This window comes from Qipengyuania gaetbuli (assembly GCF_020171365.1).
Taxonomy (GTDB): Bacteria; Pseudomonadota; Alphaproteobacteria; order Sphingomonadales; family Sphingomonadaceae; genus Qipengyuania; species Qipengyuania gaetbuli_B.
Genome location: NZ_JAIUZO010000002.1, coordinates 753,872 through 779,498, shown reverse-complemented (window position 1 = coordinate 779,498; position 25,627 = coordinate 753,872). Strand labels below are relative to the sequence as shown.

The 25,627-nt window shown below is 64.9% G+C and carries 23 protein-coding genes; 9 read left to right on the top strand and 14 right to left on the bottom strand.

Translation table 11 applies throughout. The features are described from left to right. Nucleotides 1-147 precede the first annotated feature (147 nt). Together secE and nusG are read left to right on the top strand one after the other, a co-directional pair. A complete protein-coding gene (gene secE, locus LCL94_RS04395; protein WP_224831145.1) occupies nucleotides 148-354 on the top strand; it encodes a preprotein translocase subunit SecE in 207 nt (68 codons plus the stop codon). 25 nt (nucleotides 355-379) lie between these two features. Further along, the gene (gene nusG, locus LCL94_RS04390) at nucleotides 380-916 is read left to right on the top strand and encodes a transcription termination/antitermination protein NusG (RefSeq protein ID WP_160608174.1); all 537 of its coding nucleotides are present in this window, start codon (nucleotides 380-382) and stop codon (nucleotides 914-916) included. Nucleotides 917-991: 75 nt separating this feature from the next. Here nusG and LCL94_RS04385 read toward each other — a convergent pair whose 3' ends face one another. Continuing rightward, the gene (locus LCL94_RS04385) at nucleotides 992-1,720 is read right to left on the bottom strand and encodes a CPBP family intramembrane glutamic endopeptidase (RefSeq protein WP_224831144.1); all 729 of its coding nucleotides are present in this window, start codon (nucleotides 1,718-1,720) and stop codon (nucleotides 992-994) included. A gap of 109 nt (nucleotides 1,721-1,829) precedes the next feature. Further along, nucleotides 1,830-2,516 (bottom strand): PspA/IM30 family protein, encoded by a 687-nt coding sequence (locus LCL94_RS04380; RefSeq protein WP_224831143.1) that lies wholly within the window; start codon nucleotides 2,514-2,516, stop codon nucleotides 1,830-1,832. Between the two features lie 439 nt (nucleotides 2,517-2,955). On the opposite strand from LCL94_RS04380, the gene rplK reads away from it, so the two are divergent. Both rplK and rplA read left to right on the top strand, forming a co-directional pair. Further along, entirely contained in the window at nucleotides 2,956-3,387 is a 432-nt protein-coding gene (rplK, locus tag LCL94_RS04375; RefSeq protein ID WP_224831142.1) for a 50S ribosomal protein L11, read from the top strand. Nucleotides 3,388-3,391: 4 nt separating this feature from the next. Continuing rightward, entirely contained in the window at nucleotides 3,392-4,084 is a 693-nt protein-coding gene (rplA, locus tag LCL94_RS04370; RefSeq protein WP_224831141.1) for a 50S ribosomal protein L1, read from the top strand. Nucleotides 4,085-4,202: 118 nt separating this feature from the next. Here the strand turns inward: rplA and LCL94_RS04365 are convergent, their stop codons facing one another. Genes LCL94_RS04365 through LCL94_RS04355 form a run of 3 tightly spaced genes read right to left on the bottom strand, consistent with a single transcriptional unit; the run spans nucleotide 4,203 to nucleotide 9,442 of the window. Further along, nucleotides 4,203-7,094, bottom strand: a complete 2,892-nt coding sequence (locus tag LCL94_RS04365; RefSeq protein ID WP_224831140.1) for a DUF2339 domain-containing protein — start codon at nucleotides 7,092-7,094, stop codon at nucleotides 4,203-4,205. A 56-nt stretch (nucleotides 7,095-7,150) separates the two neighbouring features. Continuing rightward, nucleotides 7,151-7,906, bottom strand: coding sequence for a competence/damage-inducible protein A (locus tag LCL94_RS04360; protein ID WP_224831139.1), 756 nt, complete (start codon nucleotides 7,904-7,906; stop codon nucleotides 7,151-7,153). Between the two features lie 33 nt (nucleotides 7,907-7,939). Beyond that, a complete protein-coding gene (locus LCL94_RS04355) occupies nucleotides 7,940-9,442 on the bottom strand; it encodes a flavin-containing monooxygenase (protein ID WP_224831138.1) in 1,503 nt (500 codons plus the stop codon). Nucleotides 9,443-9,569: 127 nt separating this feature from the next. On the opposite strand from LCL94_RS04355, the gene LCL94_RS04350 reads away from it, so the two are divergent. Next, nucleotides 9,570-9,740: a hypothetical protein gene (locus LCL94_RS04350; protein ID WP_224831137.1), complete on the top strand. Its 171-nt coding sequence runs from the start codon at nucleotides 9,570-9,572 to the stop codon at nucleotides 9,738-9,740. Between the two features lie 100 nt (nucleotides 9,741-9,840). On the opposite strand, the gene LCL94_RS04345 is transcribed toward LCL94_RS04350, so the two are convergent. Continuing rightward, nucleotides 9,841-10,197: a PilZ domain-containing protein gene (locus LCL94_RS04345; RefSeq protein ID WP_224831136.1), complete on the bottom strand. Its 357-nt coding sequence runs from the start codon at nucleotides 10,195-10,197 to the stop codon at nucleotides 9,841-9,843. 76 nt (nucleotides 10,198-10,273) lie between these two features. On the opposite strand from LCL94_RS04345, the gene LCL94_RS04340 reads away from it, so the two are divergent. After that, complete coding sequence (locus LCL94_RS04340) at nucleotides 10,274-11,293, top strand: LacI family DNA-binding transcriptional regulator (RefSeq protein WP_224831135.1); 1,020 nt, start codon at nucleotides 10,274-10,276, stop codon at nucleotides 11,291-11,293. Between the two features lie 80 nt (nucleotides 11,294-11,373). Continuing rightward, nucleotides 11,374-14,709, top strand: coding sequence for an amidohydrolase family protein (locus LCL94_RS04335; protein ID WP_224831134.1), 3,336 nt, complete (start codon nucleotides 11,374-11,376; stop codon nucleotides 14,707-14,709). Between the two features lie 33 nt (nucleotides 14,710-14,742). On the opposite strand, the gene LCL94_RS04330 is transcribed toward LCL94_RS04335, so the two are convergent. From LCL94_RS04330 to LCL94_RS04295, 8 genes are all read right to left on the bottom strand, one after another. Continuing rightward, a complete protein-coding gene (locus LCL94_RS04330) occupies nucleotides 14,743-16,089 on the bottom strand; it encodes a methyl-accepting chemotaxis protein (RefSeq protein WP_224831133.1) in 1,347 nt (448 codons plus the stop codon). 138 nt (nucleotides 16,090-16,227) lie between these two features. After that, the gene (locus tag LCL94_RS04325) at nucleotides 16,228-17,763 is read right to left on the bottom strand and encodes a putative bifunctional diguanylate cyclase/phosphodiesterase (RefSeq protein ID WP_224831132.1); all 1,536 of its coding nucleotides are present in this window, start codon (nucleotides 17,761-17,763) and stop codon (nucleotides 16,228-16,230) included. 127 nt (nucleotides 17,764-17,890) lie between these two features. After that, a complete protein-coding gene (locus LCL94_RS04320) occupies nucleotides 17,891-18,769 on the bottom strand; it encodes a CheR family methyltransferase (protein WP_224831131.1) in 879 nt (292 codons plus the stop codon). Next, complete coding sequence (gene cheB / locus LCL94_RS04315; protein WP_224831130.1) at nucleotides 18,760-19,851, bottom strand: chemotaxis-specific protein-glutamate methyltransferase CheB; 1,092 nt, start codon at nucleotides 19,849-19,851, stop codon at nucleotides 18,760-18,762. The genes LCL94_RS04320 and cheB overlap by 10 nt, the downstream gene beginning before the upstream one ends. A 14-nt stretch (nucleotides 19,852-19,865) precedes the next feature. Then, nucleotides 19,866-20,231, bottom strand: a complete 366-nt coding sequence (locus LCL94_RS04310) for a response regulator (RefSeq protein ID WP_224831129.1) — start codon at nucleotides 20,229-20,231, stop codon at nucleotides 19,866-19,868. 55 nt (nucleotides 20,232-20,286) lie between these two features. Next, entirely contained in the window at nucleotides 20,287-20,721 is a 435-nt protein-coding gene (locus tag LCL94_RS04305) for a chemotaxis protein CheW (protein ID WP_224831128.1), read from the bottom strand. Beyond that, entirely contained in the window at nucleotides 20,718-23,090 is a 2,373-nt protein-coding gene (locus LCL94_RS04300) for a chemotaxis protein CheA (RefSeq protein ID WP_224831127.1), read from the bottom strand. The genes LCL94_RS04305 and LCL94_RS04300 overlap by 4 nt, the downstream gene beginning before the upstream one ends. A gap of 48 nt (nucleotides 23,091-23,138) precedes the next feature. After that, nucleotides 23,139-24,515 carry an MATE family efflux transporter gene (locus tag LCL94_RS04295; protein ID WP_224831126.1) on the bottom strand — a complete coding sequence of 459 codons (1,377 nt, stop codon included), beginning with the start codon at nucleotides 24,513-24,515 and terminating at the stop codon, nucleotides 23,139-23,141. A 122-nt stretch (nucleotides 24,516-24,637) separates the two neighbouring features. Between LCL94_RS04295 and LCL94_RS04290 the strand changes: the two genes are divergently transcribed. Both LCL94_RS04290 and LCL94_RS04285 read left to right on the top strand, forming a co-directional pair. Further along, nucleotides 24,638-25,402 carry a class II aldolase/adducin family protein gene (locus LCL94_RS04290; protein ID WP_160608154.1) on the top strand — a complete coding sequence of 255 codons (765 nt, stop codon included), beginning with the start codon at nucleotides 24,638-24,640 and terminating at the stop codon, nucleotides 25,400-25,402. Next, a complete protein-coding gene (locus LCL94_RS04285) occupies nucleotides 25,402-25,614 on the top strand; it encodes a hypothetical protein (RefSeq protein ID WP_224831125.1) in 213 nt (70 codons plus the stop codon). The genes LCL94_RS04290 and LCL94_RS04285 overlap by 1 nt, the downstream gene beginning before the upstream one ends. The last annotated feature ends 13 nt before the right edge of the window (nucleotides 25,615-25,627 follow it).

Sequence of the window (25,627 nt, the reverse complement as noted above, 5' to 3'; positions counted from 1 at the left end):
CCGCTTGCGTTTTGCGAAGGCGCGGCCTACATGGCTGCCTGTCTTCCGACATCGACGATGGAAACCTGCCCCTCCCGGACTTGAACCGGGGCGGCGAAACCCCCATCCCGGAAGACAAGAGCAGTTCTATTGCGAGAGTGACGGGCCATGGCCGACAAAGACAGCAAGACCTCCCCCGCCGAATTCATCCGGCAGGTGCAGACCGAAGGCCGCAAGGTCGTCTGGCCGACGCGTGAAGAGACGATCCGTATCTCGATCTTCGTCTTCATCATGATGGTCATTCTCTCGCTCTTCTTCCTCGGCGTCGATTCGGTGTTCGGTGCCCTCGTGCGCTGGCTGATGACGCTGGCCTGATCCGCTAACGGGAAAACGAAAACACATGGCACGCTGGTACATCATCCACGCCTATTCCGGCTTCGAGAACAAGGTCCGCGATTCGATCATCGCCGAGGCCGAACGCCTGGGCCTGTCCGAAGGCGTCGAAGAAGTCGAAGTCCCGACCGAGACCGTCACCGAAGTGAAGCGCGGCAAGAAGGTCCAGGTCGAACGCAAGTTCATGCCGGGCTACGTGCTCGCCAAGCTGAACATGACCGACGACATCTACCACCTGGTCAAGAACACGCCCAAGGTGACCGGCTTCCTCGGCACCAACAACAAGCCGCAGGCGATCTCCGAAAAGGAAGCCGCGCGCTATTTCGGCGGCGTGGAAGAAGCCAAGGCAGCACCCAAGAAGCAGGTCGATGTCGATTACGAAATCGGCGACCAGGTCAAGGTGCTCGACGGCCCCTTCGCCAGCTTCAACGGCCTTGTCGAAGAACTCGATTTCGACAAGCAGAAGGTCAAGGTTTCGGTCTCGATCTTCGGCCGCGCCACCCCGGTGGAACTCGACTTCGAACAGGTCGAACTGGTCAAGTAACCGTCCGCCCGATGGCGGCATGAAAAAGGGGCGCTCCTCGGATCGAGGGGCGCCCCTTTTCGTTGTCGTCAGTAATCAGCCCGCGACGGGCAGCATTCCCATCTTCCCGGCATAGGCCGTGCCCATCATCAGCGTGTCGACCATCGCGTGGGCGATCACGCAGGCCCACAGATTGCCGCCGCTATGGACGCGCAGGTAACCGAGGCCGAAGCCGACGACGCCGGTGATCAGCACGCCCGCAAGGCTCTGGTAGCCGTGGGAAATGCCGAACAGCACGGCCTGGATGAAGATCACCAGCCACATCTTGCCGGCTAGGCCCGGCAGGCGATTGAGGCGGTCCATCAGGAACCCGCGATAAAGCAGTTCTTCGCCAAGTCCGGCGGTGAACCACGCCACCACGACGATCCACAGGAGCAGGCTGGCCGGGCTTTCGGTCACGAAGTCGAGCACGGCGGCCACTTCCGGCGCGCCGAGGCCGAGCTGGCGCGTCATCAGCGTGCCGACCTGGAACCACGCGATGATGAGGCCTGCCCACAATGCGCCAACGGCAAGCGTGCGGCCCCAGCCGATCGCGGGCCTGCCCATGTCCCACGCCTCGGCCAGCGCGCCGTCCTTGCGCAGCCAGAACCAGCACAGCAGCAGGGCAGCGGCCATGCTTCCCGCGACCGAGCCGAGCAGGCCGGGCGAGGTCATGCCGAACATGATGACGGCCGGCGCCGATGCGGCCAGGAATACGAGTGTGACGGTGACGAACTGGAGAATGAAGCGTCCCCAGCCGAGTGTTGCGACCTTGTTATCTACCATGCGTGTGAGGCCTCCCCGCCTGTGAACCGGCAATCGCCCGGCTGCGGCGGGGCTTCAACTCCCAATTGCCTGCCAATCCCCGGAAACCGGGGTGGCATGGCGGAGCCTGTCAGGCGGCCTTGCTGCTCTTGCCGGCCTTTTTCGGCTTGGCGGGCGCGGCGCCGCGCATGGCGGCGAGTTCATCGTCGACGAGGCGTTCGCGGCGCATTTCCTCGATCTCGCGGTCGACCGAGGCATTGCCGCGGCCCACGGCGTCGTCTTCGGTCGCAAAGGCGGTGCGCTTTTCGAGGTCGGCGATGTGGTCCATCCGCCGCTCGGTCCGGCTGGCAAAGCCGCCGCGCTGGGCCGAGCCGGAGGCATTGCCATCGGAGGCGAGCTGGTCGGCGAGGCGCTTGCGCACATCGTCGCGCTTCGCCTCGAGCTGGATCTCCGCTTCCTGCATCTCGGTCATGTCGGCATCGAGGCGCGCGATGTCCTGCTTGAGCTGTGCGATCTTGCCGCGGCTGTCCTCGCGGGCAAGCAGCGCCTGGCGGGCGAGATCCTCGCGGCCGTTATCCATGGCGACGCGGGCCTTGGCGCCCCAGTCGGCCTCCTGCGCATTGGCCTGCACGAGTTCTGCCTTGAGCCGGTCCTGCTGGCGGCGCGCCTTGGTGGTTTCGCCCGCAAGGCCGATCAGCGCTTCCTCGATTTCCCGCTGGAGCCGGGCGAGCAGCTTGGCCGGATTGGACGCACCGTCGAGCGCGCTGGTCACGTTGCTGGAAATGAGCTCCCGCACCTGGATGGCGATACGAAACATTACAGTCCCCCTGAATTCCTGCCCCGTCTAATAGTATTCAATTCTTAATGGAAGAATATTGACGCCGATAACCGGAATTAACCTTCACGGGGACATTTACTTTCCTACTTGGCCGCCAAAGACTAGCTGCCGCGAGATGCTGGTAACGCCGAAAGTCAGCAAAGACACGAAGAAGGAGCAGCACGCGGCGGGGCGGAAATTTCCAGCCAGGACCGTGTTCCATCCGTTCCATCCTGTCGGGGTGCAGCAGGAGGCTTTCCAACTCGCGTCCAACAGGGCGCTTCGCGCTTGCAATCTGCGCCCAGATCGCTATGTGCGCGCCTTCCCAAGCGACAGCGAAGGAAACCCGTGCGGGAGAAGGCTGTAAAGCCTTCGCTCGACCGCTCAACATGAGGCGGCGTTCGAAAGAGCACCGCCGACAGTGTGAAAGGAGGCCATCATGGCCAAGAAAATCGAAGGCTATATCAAGCTGCAGGTGCCCGCCGGCACTGCAAACCCGTCGCCCCCGATCGGCCCGGCACTGGGTCAGCGCGGCGTGAACATCATGGAATTCTGCAAGGCGTTCAATGCTGCCACGCAGGACCTCGAAAAGAACGCTCCGATCCCGACGGTCATCACCGTCTATGCCGACCGTTCGTTCAGCTTCGTCACCAAGACGCCGCCGGCATCGTTCTACCTGAAGAAGGCTGCCAAGCTGAAGTCGGGCTCGAAGGAGCCGGGCAAGGTTTCGGCCGGGACCATCAAGCGCAGCGCCGTCAAGGAAATCGCTGAAGCCAAGATGGCCGACCTCAACGCGAACGATATCGACCAGGCCATGAAGATCATCGAAGGCTCCGCGCGTTCGATGGGCCTCGAAGTGGTGGAGGGCTAAGGACATGGCAAAGCAGACGAAGAACCAGCAGGTCCGCGCGAAGCTGGACGCTGAGAAGCTCTACACCGTGGACGAAGCCATCGCCACGCTGCGCGAGCACAAGGCCAAGTTCGACGAAACAGTCGAAGTCGCCATGAACCTCGGCGTCGATCCGCGCCACGCCGACCAGATGGTCCGCGGCATGGTCTCGCTGCCCTCGGGCACGGGCAAGGACGTCAAGGTCGCTGTCTTCGCCCGCGGTGACAACGCCGACAAGGCGCTGGCCGCCGGTGCCGACAAGGTCGGTGCCGAAGACCTCATGGAAGACATGCAGAACGGCAACCTCGACTATGACCGCGTGATCGCCACGCCGGACATGATGGGCGTCGTCGGCCGTCTCGGTAAGGTGCTGGGTCCCAAGGGCCTGATGCCGAACCCGAAGCTGGGCACCGTGACCCCGAACGTGGAACAGGCCGTGAAGGACGCCAAGAGCGGCCAGGTCGAATTCCGCGTCGAAAAGCAGGGCATCATCCACAGCGGCATCGGCAAGCTGTCGTTCAAGGACGAGGACCTGAAGGCGAACTTCAAGGCCCTGACCGACGCGATCGTCAAGTCGAAGCCCTCGGGCGCCAAGGGCAAGTACGTCCGCAAGGTCACGCTGACCTCGTCGATGGGCCCGGGCCTCAAGGTCGACCTCGGCGAAGTCGAAGGCGCGTAATAGCGCTCAGGCGATAAGCCGCTTTCCTACTTCGGTGGGATATGACTATCCCTGCGCTCATGCAGCGAAGCGATAGCGCAAACAAGAAACGGGCCGGGGGGAAACCTCCGGCCCTTTCTCATTGTTGTGACGGCTCGCTGCGCAATTGGCGCGAATAGAACCAGCCGATGCCGATCAGGCTAGCTCCCAGCGCCACGAAGCTGGCGATGCGCACCAGGCCTTCGAGGCCGGCGGTATCGAAGACGAACACCTTGATCGCGGTGCCGGTCATCAGGACCAGCGATCCGACCCGCCAGCTGCGCTCTGCCCGGCGGCTGCCGATGAGCAGGAATGCGACGGCCAGCACGATGCCGACCAGCGAACGCAGCAGGTCCTCGGCCTGCGACATGGGCAGCTGGGGCAAATAGCTCCCGGCAAACGCCTGCCGCAGCAGGGTGATCGCCCCCAGCGTCGCGGTCGCCATGACCAGCGCGTCGATCCATACCCGCCAGCGCGGATGCCACAGGCGGAGAGACAGCAGGCCGGCGATTGCGACGGCGAAAGCGGCCAGCGCGAGGTTCGCAAGAGGGACCGGGCCGACGGCCTGCAGCGCGAAGAGCGGGTTGTGCCAGAACAGCGTGAAGACCGCGAAATGCGCCAAGGCTAGGACCGCGAGGCCCGTCGCGACACGCTTGTCGGCGGGGATTCGACCGATACCCTTCGCCGCGCCCCAGCCGAGCGAAAGCAGGAGGGCTTCGAAGACGGTCCGCTCTGCCAGGCCTGCCGCGCGGAAACCGGTCATCGTCTCGATCGCGAAGACCTGCTTGAACAGGACGTGGAGCACGACGAACCCTACCGGCAGTGCGGCCCAGCCCAGCGCCACGGGCGACTTCAGGAAACCCCGCTCCGAAACTCGCACTGCGGCAAGGGCAACGGCGAACGGGAGGATGTGTCCCAGCGTGCTGCGAAGCGATGGCAGCGAGGCAAGGAGGAAGGGATCCCCTGCAAGCGATACGGCCCCCGCTCCTGTCCAGTCGACCAGCGGCAGGAACGCCCACAGGCCGATGGCGGCGGCCAGCGCTAGCATGGCCATGTCGCGCCCCGGCATGCGCCAGCGCAAGGCCAGCACGCCTGCGGTTGCGGTCCACACGAGGGCGATCGGCGGCAGCACCTGCGCCAGCGCGGCAAAGGCAGCGAGGGCGGCGACGGCCTCGGCAATACCGCGGCGAAGGCCGTCACGCTCCAAATGGGCGAGGAGGGCGAAGGGCGCAGCACCAGCCAGCCAGCGGAGCATGCCGGCAATGTTGGTGTGGCCGGTCCCGGTCACCAGCGCATCCATCTCTCGCATCAGGGCGTCGCTGGCAGGAACGCTCGTCAGCGCGGCAAGCGCGGCCGCCCATGCGACGGCGGCGAGCGGCAGGGTTTCCTGCAACCGGGGCCGGAGCAGCAGGCAGAGGCCGGCAGCGATAGCGCCCAAGAGGAAGGGTGTCGCCATGGCCGGCAACACGCACAGTCCGGCAAGCACGGCGAGGACGGCAGCGGAGGCAAGGTTGGCCGCAAGGCTCACCGCGTCCTCGCGGTTCCAGAGCAGCCAGGCGGCCGCTCCCGGCAGGGCGGCAAGCGCAAGGCAGGCCAGCGCTTCCACGATACGGAGGCTGTCGTGGTCGAGCGTCCCGAAGGTCAACAGCATGGTGATGCCGAGCGCGAGCGGGACGAGTGCTGCACTCAGCCGATCGACCAGTTGGTCGGCTCTCGTGTGAAGGTGGAACAGGGGCACACCGGCGAAGATCGCGGCCAGCGCGGCGGCGACTGTCGCGAACCCCGCTTCGGGCGGGGCAGGCCAGAGACCGAGCAGCAGGACCCCGATGGTCGCTGCCATGGCACTGGCAGGGCGGACCTCGTGCTTGCGCCATCCGAACCATGCCAGCGCACCGCCGAGCAGCAGGTAGAGGCCCCAGGCAAGCGCCGAATAGCCGCCCTCGTCGACCAGCACGGCGAGTTGCAGGCTGGCAATCGCGGCCGATGCGAGGCGGAGCGGCCGCTCGAGCTTCTCGGTCGCGAGAAGCGCGGGGAGGACTGCGCCGAGGAGAACGAAGTAGAGCCCCAGCGCGAGGACATCGACACCCGACATCGCCCCCGTGGTCAGCAGCAGCCCGCCCCAGCCGAGGCCGCCGATAAGCGCGCCGAGGCCGAGCCACGGGCGCTGCTGGCGATTGCCGGTCTGGGTCAGCCCGCCCGTGACGAGCGCAAGGTAAAGCGCGAGCAGCGGCAGGTTCGCTTCTTCCCCGCCGACCAGGGCAGGCGCTGCGAAACCGCCGACCAGGCCCAGTACGGCGCTTGGCAGGCCGAAGCGGTAGGACAGGCCGATCGCCGCCGCGGTCACGACCGCAAGGCCGAGGAAAGCGACGGTCTGGCCGATCAGGTCGTACTGGCTGCCCGCAAGGTAGAAGCCTGCATAGAGCGTGGCGAGGCCGGCCCCGGCGAGTGCCTGGCACACGCGTTCGTCCCCGACGCGGTCGGCATTGCGATAGGCGGCTTCCGCGCCGCCGAGCAGGCCGAGCCCGAAGAGGAAGGAGAGTACCACCCGCACGCTGGGCGTAAGCAGGCCCGCTTCGATAGAGTACCGGACCAGCAATACACCCGCCACGGCAAGCGTGACGCCGCCCGCCCAGATCGGGAGTCGGCGACCGAAGAGTTCCTCGAAGTCGAAGGCGAACCGGCGCGCTTGTTCTTCAGGCTGTTGCTCCGGCTCCGGCTCCGGCGCGAGGGGCTGTGGCGGAAGGTCGGCAATCGGCTCCGCGGCCGGTTCGCTGGATCGCTTGACCACCACCGGGACCGATGCGGTTTTCGCTTTCGCCGGTTCCGGAGGGACTACGGCCTCTGTCGCATCGGTGCCCTTGCCTTCCCGCAGCAAGGCAAGGACGTGGTCGATCGCACCTTCCAGGCTTTCGACCCGGTACTGCAAGGTGCGCAGTTTCTCGCGCTGGTGTAACGCCAGAGCGAACAGGACGAGAGCCAGAAACCATTCCATCGCGACACCCCTTCCGCCCGAAGGCTAGCGCAAGCGCTAGGCGAGGCAAGGCGCGATCAGATTCCCCCGTGGGTAAAGGCAAAGCCCTGTCGCTCCAGCCCGTCGCACAGCGCGGCCATACAAGCATCGAGCGCGGCGCGGTCGGTCGAGCGGACCACAAAGTTCGACCCGACCTTGCCTTCGCGGAAGAAGGGGTAGCTGCCGATCTGGCAGTTCTCGTGCGCCTTCTCGACATCGCGAAGCATCACTGCGACCTCGCTTTCGGGAATGAACCCGCCGACTGTTTCGCTCAGCAACGGGTCGCCTCCCTCGAGCGTGCCGGTCAGCGCATCGAGCATTCCGGCCGTGATGTGCGGTACGCCGGCCATGAGGTGGAGATTGCCGATGCGGATGCCGGGTGCGCCCGACATGCGGTTGGGGATCAATTCCCCGCCTTCCGGCACGCGGGCCATGCGCAGGCGGCCTTCGTTGAGGCCGCCCTTGTCGGCATAATAGCGTTCCAGGATCGCGCGGGCTTCGGGGTGGATGACCACCTCCACGCCCAGCGCCTTCGCCACGGCATCGACCGTGATGTCGTCATGTGTCGGGCCGATGCCGCCGGTGGTGAAGAGATAGTCATTGTCTGCGCGCAGCGCGTTCACCGCTTCCACAATCTTCTCGATCACGTCGGGCACCACCCGCACTTCGGCAAGCCGGATGTTCTGGACCTGCAGCCAGCTGGCGACCTGCGCGATGTTCTTGTCGTGCGTGCGTCCGGACAGGATCTCGTCGCCGATGACGACGAGACCGGCGGTATAGATGCGCTTGTTCATGCGGCCACAGTTAGGGGCGCCGCGCGCGAAATGCTACTCCGCAGCTTCGAGTGCCTCGTCCGTGCGCCGGGCATTGGCGCCCTTGCGGTAGAAGGTGAGGATGCCGTCATCGACCGGTTGTTCGCGCATGAGCTTGCGATCGGAGATGTATTCCTGGTTGAGACGCCAGGGGAAGGCGACGGCATTCTTCGGCATGATCGACTTGCCGCGCTGGATGTAGCCGGACGAGAAATCGAAGATGTCGTCCTCTTCCAACCCGTGGTTTTCCGGCAGGTTCGGCACGGCGATGTCGACGCCCATGCCTTCCATGAGGTTGAGCACGCGGCACACGTAATCGGAATTGACGTCCGCCCGCAGCGTCCAGCTGGCATTGAGATAGCCGAACACCACCGCAAGGTTCGGGATGTTCGAGAACATGCAGCCCTTGTAGTAAAAGCGCTGGGCGAAATCGACCTGCTCCCCCTCGACAGACACCTTGATCTTGCCGGCGACCGCCAGCTTGAGGCCGGTCGCCGTGACGATGATGTCGGCTGGCAGGAAGCCGTCGTCGGTCAGGCGTACGCCGCCCTTTTCGAAGGCCTTGATGTGGCCCGTGACGACATCGGCCTTGCCGCTCTTGAGCGCTTCGAACAGATCATCGTCCGGCACGAGGCACAGGCGCTGTTCCCACGGCTTGTACGGCGGAGTGAAGTGCTTCAGATCGTAATCCGCGCCCATCGACTTGCGGATCCGCTTGTGCAGCCCCTCGCCCATTTTCTCGGGCTTGGTGCGTGCGCGCTTGAAGCCGAAATCCTGCAGCTTGATGTTCTTCCAGCGAGTGATCTTGTAGGCGGTCTTTTCCGGCAGGACCTTGCGCAGGAAGTTTGCCAGCGCATCCTTGGCCGGGCGCGAGAACATCCATGTCGGCGTGCGCTGGAGCATGGTGACCTTGGCCGCCTTGTCCGCCATCGACGGGACGATGGTAACCGCAGTCGCGCCCGATCCGATCACGACGACATTCTTGCCGGTATAGTCGAGGTCCTTGGGCCAAAACTGGGGATGGATGACCTGCCCCTCGAACTCGCCGAAATCGAAGCCCGGATCATAGGGTTCGTCGTAGTCGTAGTAACCCGACCCGAGATAGAGCCAGTTGGCGGTGAGGTGCTTGCGCTCGCCGTTCTCGCCTTCGACGGTGACGTGCCAGCGAGCGTCCGCGCCGCGCCAGTCGGCCGAGACGACCTTGTGGTTGAAGCGGATGTGGCGGCGGATATCGCGTTCATCGACGATGCGGTCGAGATATTCGAGGATGGCCGGACCATCGGCGATCGATTTCTCGTGCTTCCAGGGTTCGAAATCGAAGCCCAGCGTGTGCATGTCGCTGTCGGAACGGATGCCGGGATAGCGGAACAGGTCCCAGGTCCCGCCCAGGTTCTCGCGGCGTTCGACGATGGCGAAGCTGCGGTTGGGCGACTTCTCCTTCATATGCGCGGCCATCCCGATGCCGGAAATGCCTGCGCCAACAATCAGGACGTCAAAATCGGTCGCGCGATCGCTCATTGGTCTCTCTCCCATCCGGGCAGCGTAACCCAACATTCAGCAGTGCGCCAGCCTCGGTTGCGATGTGAAACTCGATTTCATCGTGCAGGCGTATTAGGGCGGTTTTACGCAAGGGGAGCAGCCGCGCTTGGCACCGCATTTTCATGGATTGCTGATCGTGCCGGAGGAAGGCGAACGCACGGCGAAGCTGCCGCCGGGCGAATCGCCGCTCGACGTCTACCTGCGCTGTGCGGCGCTGAGTGCGCGCTCGTTCAGGCATTTCGGCTGCGATTGGACGCTGGTAATAACCTTTCTCTAGACCGGCATGGGCGGCAATCCCCTTGCGTATGCGGGCTTGCGAGGTCAGCGTCCTGTCTCCTGCGTCGGCGCATGGTCGGGCATGGCCGACCGGAGCAGCCTCAGCCAGCGTCTTGCGACATGAACTTGGTGATATGTCCCAGCACGCTGGGATGCAGCGGCTGGTCGAATTCCGCGCCGACGATGCTGCCCTCGCGCCAGCGAATGCGCGCCTCTAGGGGGCCGATATTTCCGAGTTTCAGGAGAACTTCGGTGCCGACCCGCAGGACGGAAAACTTGTCGAAGAAGCGGCAGCCATATTCCGACACGTCCTTGATCCAGATTTGGCGCGAACCGCTTTGCCGGGCGCGATAGGCGCCCGCGACATGAACGAGATGGCGATCTTCCCGGCGTGTCTCGATGGTAGCCCCCTGTTTAAGCGCGATTAAAATCCTCTCATGCCTTGGCGGGCAGCGCAAGCACCCCCCGCGTCTTTACTGGACGGGCATATCGGCTAGCTATAGGGGCAAGTGCCGAGGGAGCGCGCGCAGAGCCATGACGACAAACAGGCCGCACAGGGTAACGTCGATCGACGTGGCCGAACGGGCAGGGGTAAGCCAGTCCACCGTGAGCCGGGCGCTGTCCGGGTCCGAAACCATCACCGAGGCTACCAGGCGTCGGGTCGAACAGGCCGCAGCGGAACTCGGCTATCACGTCAACATGCGCGCCGCCGGCCTGCGCAAGGGCGAGACGGGCAGCATCGCCATCGTGGTGATCGGCCGCGACGGGCAGGGGCCTGCCGCGATCAACCCGTTCTACTACAGCCTGCTGGGCAGCACCTGCGCCGCGGCCGCGGAACGGGGCTACGAGGCGCTTGTCTCTTTCCAGGCGAAGGAAGACGAGCTGTTCGGCCATTATGTCGCGCGGCGGCAGGCCGACGCGGTCGTCGTCATCGGCACGGCGACCAATTCTGCTGCATGGGATTATTTCCGCTCGGTTGCGGATGACAATAAGGCCATCGCCTTCTGGGGCTCGCCCTTCGACGATGCCGTGTGGGTGCGCTCCGACAACCGCGAAGGCGGCCGGCTAGCAGTCGAACGGCTGGTGAAGGGCGGGGCGAAGGACATCGTCTTTGTGGGCGATCCCAATTCCTCGCAGAAGCAATTCCGCGAACGGTTCGAAGGCTACCAGGCGGCGATGGAAAGCGCAGGGCTGGAAGCGCGGCCGGCATTCGTGTCGATCGGTTCGGACCGCGTTTCGCAAGGCCGCAATGCGATAATCCGCCTGACCGAGAGCGGGACCAGCTTCGACGGGCTGTTCTTCGCCTGCGACGCCATGGCGCTGGGTGCACTGGAAGAACTGGCGCTGCGCGACGTGAGCGTGCCTGCTGCCGTCGGGGTGGTCGGTTTCGACGGCCTCGGCTCGGGCGAATTCAGCAATCCGCCGCTCACGACAGTGGAGCCGGACTTTGCCGAAGCAGGCCGCATGCTGGTCGAAACCGCGCTTGCCGGGGGCGAGGAGCAGGCGGAACGCCGGGTCCCCGTGCGCCTGGTGGAACGCGCCAGCGTCGCTTGATTACCGTCGTTCGTCGAACAGGCGTTTGCATTCGCGCTTGAGGCACGTCTAAGCCGCTCCCGACTGTCAGGGAGAGATACATGAAGTCGAGCATTGCTTCCGCCCTCGCGCTGGTCCTGTGCGCGTCCGCCGCACACGCGCAGCAGGAAGAGCCCGCGCCCAGCCCCAACCCGGTCGAGGAGCAGGAAGTCGACGCCTCGCAGGCCGACCTGCCGCGTGAAGGCACCGGCCAGCAGGTGCAGGCCGCCCCGGCAACCGTACCGATCGCCGGCGAGGAAAAGAGCGATGAGAAATGGGACGTGACCGCACCGCGCGGCGCCCAGCTCAAGGAAGTGCCGATCCGCACCGATGAAGGGACGTGGATCGATGTCGACGTATCGCCCGACGGGCGCACCATCGCTTTCGCCCTGCTCGGCGATATCTACACCATGCCGATCACCGGCGGCACGCCGACGCGCATTGCCGAGGGGCTCGCATGGGAAGTGCACCCGCAATTCTCGCCTGATGGCAGCAAGATCGCCTTCACCTCGGATCGCGGGGGCGGCGACAATATCTGGGTCATGAACCGTGACGGTTCGAACAAGCAGCAGGTCACCAAGGAAGACTTCCGCCTGATCAACCACCCCAGCTGGTCCCCAGATGGCCGCTACATCGTGGCGAAGAAGCATTTTACCACGCAGCGCAGCCTGGGAACGGGCGAAGTGTGGCTCTACCACGCATCGGGCGGCGGGGGTGTCCAGCTGGTCAAGCGCGCCAGCGAAGCCCTGCAGAAGGAACTGGGCGAGCCGGTCTACGCTCCCGACGGCAACGCGATTTACTACACGCGTAACGTCACCTCCGGCCCGATCTTCGAATATGCGCAGGATTCCAACGCCGGAATCTTCCGCGTCGAACGCTATGACATCGACACCGGCGAAGTGACCACTGCCATCGGCGGCTTTGGCGGCGCGGTGCGCCCCACGCCTTCGCCCGATGGCAAGAGCATCGCCTTCGTGCGGCGCGACAAGGACCAGTCCCAGCTGTGGGTCAAGGACATCGCCAGTGGGCGCGAGCGCATGGTCTACGGCCAGCTCGATCTCGACATGCAGGAGACCTGGGCAGTCTACGGCGTCTACCCGATGATGGACTGGACGCCGGACGGTGCCAGCATCGTCGCCTGGGCCGGCGGCAAGATCATGCGCATCGCTGCCGACGGGTCGGGTGCCAGCGAAATCCCCTTCCGCATCGACGATACGCGGGCCGTGGCCTCGGCGCCGCATCCGGTTATCGATGTCGCGCCGGACAGCTTCACGGCAAAAATCCCGCGTTTCGCCACCGTGTCGCCCGATGGCCGCACCGTGGTCTTCGAAAGCCTTGGCAAGCTCTACACCAAGCCGGTCGGCGGCGATGCCGCGCCGCGTCGCCTGACCAGCGGCGACGATGCCAGCCTCGAGCTGTGGCCGACCTGGTCGCGCGACGGTTCGCGCCTTGCCTTCGTGCGCTGGACAGATGCCGGGCTCGGGCGGATCGTCACCATCGACAGCCGCGGTCGCGACGAACGCGCTGTGACCCGCGAGCCGGGACACTATGCGGTGCCGCAGTTCTCGCCCGACGGCAGCACCATCGTGTTCGAGAAGCGGGGTGGCGGTTACCTCACCACGCCTGATTTCTCGGAGAACGAGGGCGTTTACGCTGTCTCCGCGTCGGGCGGTCTGGCCCGCCTCGTCACCCGTGACGGATCGGACCCGCAGTTCGGCGCATATGGCGACCGGCTGTTCATGCTCGCGCGCTCGAGCGGCAAGCTGCAACTCATTTCCAGCGATCTCGACGGCGAGGCGCGCCGCGTCCACGCCGAGGGCGAACTGGCCAATGATTTCCGCGTCAGCCCGCGCGGCGATTACGTCGCCTTCCGCCAGAATTACGAGGTCTTCGCCATGCCTTTGCTGCCCGGCGGGCAAGCAGTGACCGTGGGCGAGAAGTCCAGCTCGCTTCCCGTGACCAAGGTCAGCAAGGGCGGGGCGGACTATATCGGCTGGACCCAGAACGGCTCCACGCTGCACTGGTCGATGGGACCCGTGCTTTACCGGGCAAGCACCTCGGCGCTGACGCCGAGCGCGCCGCAGGGCAAGGATGCACCCAGTTTCACCCCGCCGGACAGCGGCACCTCGCTGGCTCGCACCGTGCGCGCCGACAAGCCGAGCGGGATGGTCGCCATTACCGGTGCTCGCATCCACACCATGGCGGGCGACAGCGCGGGTACGATCGAGAACGGCACGATCCTGATCGACGGCGATCGCATTGCCGCCATCGGCTCGGCATCGGACGTGACCGTTCCCGCCGGCGCGAAGGTCGTCGATGCGGCCGACCGCACGATCATCCCGGGCCTCGTCGATGCGCATGCGCACGGCGCGCAAGGATCGGGCGATCTCGTCCCGCAGCAGAACTGGTCGCTGATCCAGAACCTGGCACTGGGCACCACGACGATCCACGATCCCTCGTCCTCGGCGAGCATGATCTTCTCGGCATCGGAGCGCCAGCGCGCCGGCAATTTGCTCGGCCCGCGGATCTATTCGACCGGCGAGATCATCTACGGCGCGAAATCGCCGGGCGTGTATGCGCGCGTCGACAGCTACGAGGATGCGCTGGCCCATGTCCGCCGCATCAAGGCGCAGGGCGGTATCTCGGTGAAGAACTACAACCAGCCCCGCCGCGAACAGCGCCAGCAGGTGGTCGCCGCCGCACGGGCGGAAAACATGCTGGTGGTGGCCGAAGGCGGCTCGCTGTTCGGCATGGACATGAACCTCATCGCCGACGGCAACTCCACGCTGGAGCACAACATCCCGCTCGACGTGATGTATGAAGACGTGCTGCAGATGTTCGGCCAGTCGGACACCAATTACACGCCGACGCTGGTCGTGACCTATGGCGGTCTTGCCGGTGACCCCTATTGGCGGCAGGCGACCGACGTGTTCGACAACCCGCTGCTGGTCCATACCCCGCCCAAGATGCTGCTGGCCGCAACGGCCCGCCGCACTAAGGCGCCGGAATGGGCTTTCGTCGACGACAATAGCGCGCGCGAAGCCAAGAAGCTTGCCGAGCGCGGGGTGAAGGTCAGCATCGGGGCGCATGGCCAGCAGGCCGGTATCGGCGCGCATTGGGAGCTGTGGAGCTTCGCTCGCGGCGGCATGAGCGCGGTGGAAGCGCTGCGCGCCGGCACGATCGAACCGGCCCGTTCGCTGGGCATGGACAAGGACATCGGCAGCCTCGAAGTCGGTAAGCTCGCCGATCTCGTCATCCTGACCGCCGATCCTGCGCAGGACATCCGCAATTCGGACGACATCGCGCAGGTCATGCTCGGCGGGCGCCTGTACGACGCGCGCACCATGAACGAGGTCACGACGGGCAACGCCCGCCGCATGCCCTACTGGTGGGAGTGACGCGGGGCCGGTGAACGCCGGTCCCCGCCAGCCTTATCCTGCGCGCACCTTCGCAAGGAAGGTGTCGACGCGGCTGCGCAGGTTCGAAGCTTGGCCCTGCAGATCGGTAGCCGACGACAGCACCTGGCTGGCCGATGCACCGGCCGCGAGGCTGGTTTCGCGCATGATCTCGATATGGCCGGCAACCTCGTCCGTACCGCGCGCGGCAAGGTCGATGCTGCGGGCAAGGTCCTGCCCTGCGACCGACTGCTGGTCGACTGCGCTGGCAATCGAGATGGCAGTGGTTTCGAGCTGCTTGATCTGTTCGCCGATGGACCGCAGCGCGCTGACGCTGGCGCCGGTGGAATTCTGCATGGCTCGGATCTGCTCGGCGACCTCTTCGGTCGCACGGCTCGTCTGCGTGGCGAGTTCCTTCACTTCGCTGGCGACCACGGCAAAGCCGCGGCCCGCTTCGCCCCCGCGCGCCGCCTCGATCGAGGCGTTGAGGGCGAGCAGATTGGTGCGCTGTGCGATCGACTGGATCAGTTCGACGATCTGGCCGACCTGGTCCGCCGAGGAAGCGAGGGTGGAGATGGTCTGGTCGGCATCTTCCGCATCGTCTGCGGCCTTGCGCGCCAGTTCGGCCGAGTGCGAGGCTTGGCGGCTGATCTCGCCGATCGACATGGCGAATTCGTCCGAAGCGGCAGCTGCGGCGGTAACACCGGTCGATGCCTGTTCCATCGATCCGCTGACCTGCGCGGCCTGGCCCGAGGCATGCTCGGCGGCCTTGGCCATTGCGGCGGCAGTTTCGTTGAGTTGCGTGGAAGCCGAGGCGACGGCCGACACCACTTCGCCGATTTCGTGCTCGAACGAGCGGGCGAGGAGGTCGATTTCGCGCTTGCGGCGTTCGGAACTTTCCTTGCGGCCGGCGAAGAGTTCGTCGAGCTTGTGGCCTGACTTCAGGAAAACTTCGAGAGCCCGGGCAAGATCGCCGATCTCGTCATTGCGGCCCACGCCGCTGACTTCGACGTCGCGGCCTCCGGCGGCCAGTTCCTTCATGCCGTCGGCCACAGCCTTGAGCGGCTTGATGGTGTCGAGGATCATCCGGCGGGTCGCAAGATAGCCGAGTACCAGGCAGAGTGCGGCGGTCAGCAGGACCAGCGCCTGCATGGCGGGCTGCGCGCCTTCGGCAGCAAAGCCGATATAGGCGAACAGCGACACGAGGCCGGTACCGATCATCGGTGCCAGCACGGCCAGCTTCATCTTGTTGGCAAGGGTCTGCCCATTGAACCAGTCAGCGAGCCAATAGCGCTTGAAATTGCCGTCTTCGGCATCGGCGGAAAGCGAAACGTTGGCGATTTCTTCGGACAGCTCGGCGTCGAATTTGCTGATTGCGTTCATGTTCACCCCTCTGAGGATGCCATCGAGGTAACCGAACAGCGTTTCGATATGGTAAACGCCCGGGCTGAAATCACTGGTTTGGCAGGGATTTGCACATGGCCTTTCGCCGCATAGGCGAGGTAAACTTGTGTGCTACGCTCAGGCGACCTTGGCTGAGGTTTCGACATCGCCCGGTAGCGCTGCACCGACCGGATGACCGAGGTGCTGGGCAATTTCATCGGCCGGCAGGGCCTTGAAGTAGAGCCAGCCCTGGATCTGGTCGCAACCTGCGGCGCGCACCATGGCGGCCTGTTCTTCGGTCTCAACGCCTTCTGCCGTCACGCCCATCTGCATGGCGCGGGCCACGGTAATGCTGGAGAGCATCATCGCGCGGCTGGCATCGTCTTCGCCCGCCTGCACGACGAGGCTGCGGTCGAGCTTCAGCTTCTCGAAACGGAACTGGCGCAGGAAGCCGATGGAGGCATAGCCGGTGCCGAAATCGTCGAGCGCCACACGGACGCCGAAACCCCGGATGACCGCAAGGCTGCGTTCGGCCACGATCGGGTCGAGCACCAGGCAGGTCTCGGTGATTTCGAGCTCGAGGCGTTCGGCATCGAAACCGGTTTCCTCGAGGATATGGCCTAGCTGGATCGGGAATTCGGGGTTGCGCAGCTGCGCGGCCGAAATGTTTACCGACAGAGTGATATCGTCCCACGCCAGCGCGTCCTTGCAGGCCTGGCGGAGCACCCACAGGCCGATCGGATTGATCAGGCCCGATTCCTCGGCGACGGGGATGAAGATGTTCGGACCGATGCGCTTGCCGTCGGGACGCTCCCAGCGCAGCAGGCACTCGACCGCCACGACCTTGCGGGTACGGCTGTCGACCAGCGGCTGGTAGTTGAGTCGGAATTCCTCGTTGGCGAGCGCCATGCGCAGCTCGTCGTCCAGTTCCTTGAGCTGTTCACGGCTCTGGTCGAAGGCTTCGGAAAACCAGGTGCAGCGCATCTTGCCGCCACGCTTGGAGGCATACATCGCGACGTCGGCGCGGCGCAGGAGCTCGCTCGACGAAACGCTGTCGTGGGGAAGGCGACGCGCCAGGCCGATACTTGCGCCCAGCGTCAGGCGTCGGTCGTCCACCGCGACCGGCTTGGCGAGGCGTTCGATGACGCGGCGGCAGATACCTTCGAGAAGTGTACCCGACAGGCTGCCCGACATGAGAATGGCATATTCGTCGCCGCCGAGGCGGTGGACCTGCGCATTGCCTTCGCAGACCTGCTCGAAAATTCGGGCGACTTCCTTGATCGCCGCATCGCCCACGAAATGGCCGTAGTGGTCGTTGAGGAGCTTGAATCCGTCGAGATCGACCAGCGCCAGCGCCACTTCCTGCTGAGCGCGAATTTCCTGCTGGATGCCTATATGCAGCGCGCGGCGGTTGGGCAGCTGCGTCAGGCTGTCGGAATTGCTGAGCTGTTCGAGCCGGCGCAGGTGCTTGATGCCGAGCCGTCCGAACAGGGCGGTGGCAAGGCCGAAGGCGGCAGCGCCGGCTACGATGATGACCGGCAGGAGCGATACGTTGAGGCTGAGCGCGATCAGCGCCGTAATCGCGGTTGCAGACACGATCATTGCGAGCACGGCGAGGGGTGCGAACAGGAGAACGCGCGTGTCGTGACCGGTGCTGTCACAGTTAAGGCTCACGCGTAAAAATCCCCCGATGGTAACGCGAAACTGGTAATTCCCCGTCATTAGGGGGGATTAGCTAAGGAACGGTAAAACTGCCGTTTACCCTCGAAAGGGTGGCTGGCTGCCAGCTTGGGCCAAGGGCCTAGCCGTTGACCACCGCCTGGCGCGGCTTGATCGACAGGCCGAGTGGTGCGCTGCCCGCCTGCTGACGCAGCGAGTAGAGCGCTGAGCCATGCGAAGACGGTTCGAACCGCTCCGTCTGGCCGACCACCGTTTCGCCGGCGCCCAGCATCAGGAACCCGTCCGGTGCAACCGCGCTGGCCAGGCGGTCGAAGGCCGAACGGCGCGTCTCGGGTGCAAAATAGAGCAGCACGTTGCGACACAACACCAGGTCGAAGCGGCCCGGCAGGGGCGGGAAATCGAGCACGTTCTGCTGTTCGAAGCGGACCATCCCGCGAATGCGGTCGCTGGCCTGCCAGCCGCCCTTGGTCTCGCTGAAGAAATTGAGCATCTGCGCGACCGAAATGCCCCGCTGGATCTCGAATTGCGAGTAGGTGCCGCTGCGAGCCTGTTCGATGGCCTTGCCGGAGATATCGGTGCCGATGATGTCGATCGTCCAGTCCTGCCAGCGGCCCGGCTGTTCGGCAAAGGTCATCGCGAGCGACAGTACTTCCTGCCCGGTCGAACAGCCTGCCGACCAGATTGTCAGCCTCTTGCTGTCGGCCCGTTTGCGGGCAAGGTCGGGCAGGACCGTGTTGGCGAGCGTGCCGAAATAGGCATGGTCGCGGAAGAAATAGGTCTCGTTGTTAAGCAACGCCTCGACCACGCGGGTCGCCAGCCGGTATTCGCCGGGTCGCTCGAGCATACAGGCGAGTTGGTCGACATTCTGGATACCGAGTTCGCGAAACAGGCCCGACAGCGCGGTGGAAATGCGCCACCTGCGGCTTTCGGTGAGTTGCTGCCCGGTGCGCGAGGCCAGCAGGTCGGCGATTATGCGGTTGGAGGCATCCTCTATCGCCATGCCTGGGCTCCGGCGCTGGCGAGCACCGTTTCGGCCAGCTCTTCGGGAGGAAGGGCGGCAGTGGTCAGTCCCATTTCCGTAACCGCGCGCGGCATGCCCCAGACAGCGCAGCTGTGCGCGTCCTGCGCGTAGATCGAGCCGCCCGCGTTGACGATGGACACGGCCCCGTCGGTGCCGTCGCGGCCCATGCCCGACAGCAGGACGCCTGCGACCTCGCCGTCATAGGCTTCTGCCAGCGTTTCGAACATGGGGTCGACCGAGGGCATGCAGCCGCTCTTGACTGGATGGTAGGCGAGGCCGGTGACATAGCGCGTGCCCTTGCGGTGCACGACCATGTGGCCATGGCCCGGCGCGATCACGAGGTTGCCGCGGCGGATCTCGACGCCTTCGTCGGCAAGGATCGCCTGGCGGCCCGAGGCGACTTCCATCTGGCGTGCGAAGACCGGGATGAAGCTCGCCGGAAGATGCTGCGTGATGAGAATCGGGAGCTCGAAATCCTTCGGCAGCTTTCGCAGGAAAAGGTTGAGCGCGTGGATGCCGCCGGTCGATGCGCCGATGGCGACGACCTGCGGGCGCTTGCCGGCACGGCGCGAGGCGGGGCGCACGCTGGCGCGGCGTACCTCTTCCACGCCCATGCCCTTGAGCGCGCGGATCTTGCCGAGCAGCTGGTCGCGATAGTCGTCGTTGAACCCGCCGGGACGCGGCTTGAGCATGGTGTCGGCCGCGCCCATGCGCAGGGCCTCGACAGTATGCTCCGCCCCTTCCGCAGTGAGCGAGGAAATGACCAGCACCTTGGTCGAGGGCGAAAGAGCGAGGATCTTGGGTAGCGCCTCGAGCCCGCCCATGCCGGGCATTTCGAGGTCGAGCAGGACCACGTCAACTGCCTGTGCCCGCAGCTCGTCGAGCCCGCGCTCGGCAGTGCTGGCGGTGGCGACGACGTTAAGGTCGGCTTCCTTGGCGAGCATGCGCGAGAACACGGTCCGCACGGTCAGTGAATCGTCGACCAGCATGACCTTCACGCGGGTGTCGGCCTCGTCAGCGGAGGCGTTGATGTCGGAATTCTGGCGCAGGGCGGCGACCATATCGCTGCTCCGGATCAGGCCATGCCGACAAGCTGGAGCTTGATCTGCAGGGTTTCGTGATCGAACGGCTTCATGACGTATTCGTCAGCCCCGGCACTGATCGCCTCGCGAATGTGCGCGACATCGTTTTCCGTCGTGCAGAAGACGACCTTGGGCTTTTCGCCGCCCTCATGCTTGCGCAGCTGGGTGATGAACTCGATGCCCGTCATGACCGGCATGTTCCAGTCGAGCAGGATCACGTCGGGCATGGTGACCTGGCACTTGTCCAGGCCTTCCTTGCCGTTCTCCGCCTCGTCGACAGAGAATTCGAGCGATTCGAGAATGTGGCGCGACACCTTACGGATAACGCGCGAATCGTCGATGATGAGGCAGGTCTTCATGAGGGAGTTCCTTGAGTTTCGGTGCGCATCATAACCAATGGCGGTAACCAATCGCTTAAGCTGCCAGCGCGGGTGGACCCGCAATGATCGTTTCAACATCGACCAGCACCACCGGGCCGCTTTCGGTCTCGACCATGCCGATGGCGGTGCGCTGCCAGCCTTCGCCCAGGCCGCCGGGAATGGCGACGGGATCGCTGGTCGCCTGCGCCACGTCTTCGGCCGCATCGACCAGCAGGGCGTAGGTGTGGCCGTCATGCTCGATCACTGCAGCGCGGCTTTCGGGAGAATTGCTGGGCTGGTCGAAGCCCAGCGCCAGCGAACAATCGATCACGGTTAGCGCCTGGCTGCGCAGCGGCGTGATTCCGCAGACATAAGCAGGGGTGCCAGGGATCGGAGTAATGGTATCGATCTCGAGGACCGACTGGACACGCAAGGCAGGGATCGCTGCGCGGCGACCGGCGATGGTGCACATCAGAAGCAGTTCGTTCATGCCGCCCTCCCGGTGCGGACCCGCTTGAGCACGGCCATCAGGCCGTCGCGGTCGTAGCGATAGATGGAGCCGTCGCCGGTATCTTCGGGATCGGGGCGCAGGCGCACCGTTTCGCGGGCACCCGACGTCTCGTCGGCGGCATCCCCGGCGAGCGCGATGGCGAGGTCGGCTTCTTCGTCTGCACCGCCGGCAATGCGATAGCCGGCGGCCACCACCAGCGGTTCGAGGATGGTGCGCGCCCATTCGCTGTCCTGCGGCAGGCGGCAGACCAGCGGGCTGTCGCTGCGCTGGGGGACGCCGTGGCGCTGGAACAGCGTGTGTCCGTCGATCAGCGGGACCGGCTTGCCGCCGATCAGCGTGACGCCTTCGATCGACCGGTCCTTTGCGGACGGCACGATTTCTTCGGTCATCTCGGCAGCATCGAGCACTTCGGAGACGGCATAGACCACTTCGCTTTCGCCGTCGGAGAGGCGCAGCAGGCGGCACCGGTCGGCGGGCAGGGCGCCGTGCTCGATACCGGCGAGCGGGAAGATGCGACCTTCGATAACGGCCTGTGCACGGTCGCCTTCGATGTCGAAAGCATCGGCGTAGACCGTGTCGATGCGGCGAACCAGTTCGAGCCGTACGGCGCGCTTGCGGCCGTCGAGCCCGGCGAAAAGCATGACCGGCGTCGCGACTTTTTCTTCCTTGTCCTGCGCTTCTTCGATGACTGCAGGCTTGGAGCGCAGCTCTCCGACAAGGCCGCGCATCTGGGCGATGCTCGGCAGGTCGATCAGCATCATCGGGCTGCCGTCGTCGAGCAGGGTCGTGCCGGCATAGAGCCTGGTGGCCATGATCGCCGGGGCGATCGGCTTGACCACGACGTCCTCGTGGTCGTGGACCCGGTCGACTGCGAGCGCGAAGACATCGTCGCTGGCAAGGCGGATCAGCACCAGCGTCTTGCTTTCCCAGTCACACCGCTCGTTGCTTTCGGTGCCGAGGACATCGGCAAGCGAGATGCAGGGTACGCGGCGGCCGCGGAAGGTCACGAGACGGCGCTCGCCAGCCTCGGCGAATTCGACGCTGCTTGAGCTGCCGAAGACGATTTCCTCGATATAGCTGCGCGGCAGGGCGTAATGCTGGCCGTCGCTGCTGACCGTGAGCGCGGCAATGATCGACAGGGTCAGCGGAAGCTGGAGATGAAAGCTGGTTCCCTCGCCCGGCTTGCTCGACACGGCGATGGCGCCGCCGACGCGTTCGAGATTGGAGCGCACGACATCCATACCGACGCCCCGGCCGGAGATCGAGCTGACCTCGGCTGCAGTGGAAAGGCCCGGCTCGAAGATGAGCTGGAGTTTCTGCGCCTGCGACATCTGCTTGATTTCGGACTGGCTGTAGATGCCCGCTGCAACAGCCTTTTCCGACAGGCGGTCGACGTCGATGCCATTGCCGTCGTCGGTCACGAGCAGGCTGATCTGGTTGCCCGACTGGCGCGCGGCGAAGCGCATCAGGCCGATCTCGCGCTTGCCCTTCTTGAGCCGGTCGACAGGCTTTTCGATCCCGTGGTCGATGGCGTTGCGGATGATGTGGGTCAGCGGGTCGCGGACCATCTCGATCATTTCGCGGTCGAGTTCCACCTCGCCGCCTTCGAAATCGACCATGACCTGCTTGCCAAGCTCGTTCGACAGGTCGCGGACGAGGCGCGGAAGCGAGGAGAACAGGTGTTCGAGGCGCTGCATCCGCATTCGCGTGATCGAGGTGCGCACATCGGCAAGAATGGCGGACAGGCGCTCGAACGGGCCGTCGATGGTCGGCTGTTCGCCCGCTTCGCGCAGGCGGCGCGCAAGGTCGTTGCGGGCGAGCACCATGTCGGAGACGCCCTTCATCACCTCGTCCAGCAGGTCGACGGGCAGGCGAATGGACCGCTGCACGGACTGGCGCTGGCCCTTGGTCGGCGCGTCTTCGCCCGCGTCGTCCACCGTTTCGGGCTGGACGGTGACGTCACTCTGGATTTCGGTCGAACCACCCGCGTCGAGAGCCGCGATCAGCGCGTCGTCATCCTTGCTGCCCAGTTCCTCGCCCGCTTCGATGGCATCGGTCATGGCGCCGATGCGGTCGATGATGGCGAGCACTGCGGAAACCAGCGCGCTGTCTGGTTCGCGGCGACCGGCGCGGCATTCGGCCAGCGCGTCCTCGGCTGCGTGGCTGAGCCGTTCCAGCTGCGGGAAATCGAAGAACCCGCAGTTGCCCTTGACCGTGTGAACGAACCGGAAAATCGTATCGATGCGCGCCTTGTCGGACGGATCGGCTTCCCAGGCGACCAGCTCGGTGCCGCTCTGCTCCAGCATTTCGCGCGTTTCGGCGATGAAATCGGCCAGCAACTCGTCCATGATTTTCGCGGATCCCCTGTATCTGGGGATCGCTATGGACGAAGATGGTTAACGTTTGGTTTGGCTGGAAGCCTCGCCGCCGTTGCGGTCAGGCCCTGAGCGCAGCACCCGCCAGGCGATGAAGGCGGCAAGCCCGCCGCCCAGGAGGTTTGCGACCAGTTCCGCACCGTAAATGGCACCTGCGCCCCATGCCGGACGCAGCAGCCAGCCGAAGGGCAGCATGACGAGGAACACGCGCGCGGCGCTCTGCGTCAGCGCAAGGCCTGCCCTGTCGACCGCGTTTAATGCGCCGTTCGCGGTAATGAGCAGGCCGAAGCCGGCATAACCCCAGACCGAGATGGCCAGGTAGTTCTCGAACTCGGCGACGACCGCGGGGTCCTCGGTAAAGAACTGCGCGAACCAACCACCCGTCACATAGAGCAGGATCGCAGTCGCAAGGCCGTAGACGAGGCAGAAGCCTGCCGCCCACTTCATCGCTGCGCGCGACCTGTCGGGCATGCGCGCGCCCCAGTTCTGCCCGACGATGGCGCCGATCGAACCCGACAGGGCAAGCAGCGGCACGGTGGCGAAGCTCTGCAACCGACCGGCTGCACCGAAGCCTGCAACAGCCGCCTCTCCTTGCGAGGCGAGCAGGGCGGTGAGGACGGACAGGCCGATCGGGTTGATGGCGTTGGAGAAGGCCGCCGGCCCTGCCACGCTCAGGATCGCGCGGCTCGAATCCTTGATGTTGCAGGTGCGGATCGAGGAGGGATGGATAGGCAGCTGCGCCTTGCTGATGAGGTAGAGCGCCATCAGGATCGCGATTCCGAAGCCGATAATCGAGGCATAGGCCGCGCCCGCGATGCCGAAGCCGGCAAATCCGAAAGCGCCGGTGATCAGGATCGGGTCGAGGATCCAGTTCGCCACTGCAAAGGTGATGGACACGTAACTGGTCTTGCGCGCCTCGCCCTGGCCGCGCAGCACGCCGTTGAGGCCCATCTGCAGCAGCAGGACCGGAAGACCCAGTGCATAGGGCTGCATATAGGCGCGGATCAGCGGCAGCAGCGCATCGCTCGCCTGCATCAGGCGGAACAGCGGGTCCAGCAGGGCATAGAGCACCAGTCCCAGCACCACCCCTGTGCCGAGCGCGAAGACCGCACCGAAATTTGCGCGTCTTTCCGCCCGTTCGACATCGCCTTCGCCAAGTGCCCGGGCAATGACCGAGTTGATGCCGACCATCACGCCGACCCCGAGGCTGGAGATCGCAATCGTGATCGGGAATATGAAGCTGACCGCCGCAAGTTCCTGCGATCCCAGCTGGCCAATGAAATAGGCGTCGATCAGGCCGACCGACATGATCGCGGCCACGCCGATGATCATGGCCGCAGTCTGCCCCACGAGATGGCCGACAATGCTGCCCCGCGTCAGTTTGGCCGTCTCGCTCATCGGCTGGCAGCGCTAGCGGGGTGGGGCGCGCATGGGAAGCGCCCAATTGCGCCAGAGTGCTTGCCCCTCCACGCGCGGGCGTGCGATAGAGGTTGCAAATAGAAACCCGGAGGAGAGTCCCCATGGCAACCCAGATGAAGCCCAAGTTCGAATGCACCGAAGCCGAATGGAAGGTTCGGCAGGATCTCGCGGCGTGCTATCGCATCTTCGACCACCTCGGCTGGGGCGAGAGCATCTACAACCACATTTCGGTTGCCGTGCCGGGCGAAAAGGACACTTTCCTCATCAACCCGTTCGGGCTGCTGTATGACGAAGTCACCGCCTCGAACCTGGTGAAGATCGATGTCGAGGGCAACAATGTCGGCCACTCGCAGTACATGGTGAACAAGGCGGGCTTCACCCAGCATGCCCACTTCCACAAGCACCTGGGCGAAAAGGCGACGGCCATCTGCCATGTGCACACCACGGCGACGATGGCGGTGTGCAGCCACAAGAACGGGCTGGTCCCGACCAATTTCTACGCCTGCAATTTCCAGGGCCAGATCGGCTATCACGATTTCGAAGGCGTGACCGTGCGTGCAGAAGAGGGCGACCGCCTGGTCGAGAACCTCGGCGATCACTCGATTCTGATGCTCCGCAACCATGGGCCGGTGGTGATGGACAAGACCATCCCCGGCATGTTCGTGAAGATGTGGGCGCTGCAGCGCGCCTGCGAAATCCAGGTTGCCACCCTGTCGCAGGGCGAGGCCAATGTGATCTCGCAGGAAGTGGTCGACGTCCACCAGCGCGACCTCGCCGTCATGGCGAGCCAGGGCGGCGCGGGCGTGTTCGACTTCGAGGCATGGAAGCGGCGCGTCTCCAAGATCGACGACAGCTGGATGAGCTGATGGCGGCTGCGAAATCCTGCCCGAAATGCGACGGGCGGATGGAGGAAGGCTTCGGCGTCGATCGCGGTTACGGCGAAAACCACGTGGCGGGCTGGCATCCGGGCAAGCCCGACAAACGCTGGTGGGGATTGAAAGCCAACCGCAAAAGCGTGCTGGCGATTTCCAAATTCCGCTGCAACAAGTGCGGCTACCTAGAAAGCTACGCCAACTGAGCCGCATCCACCC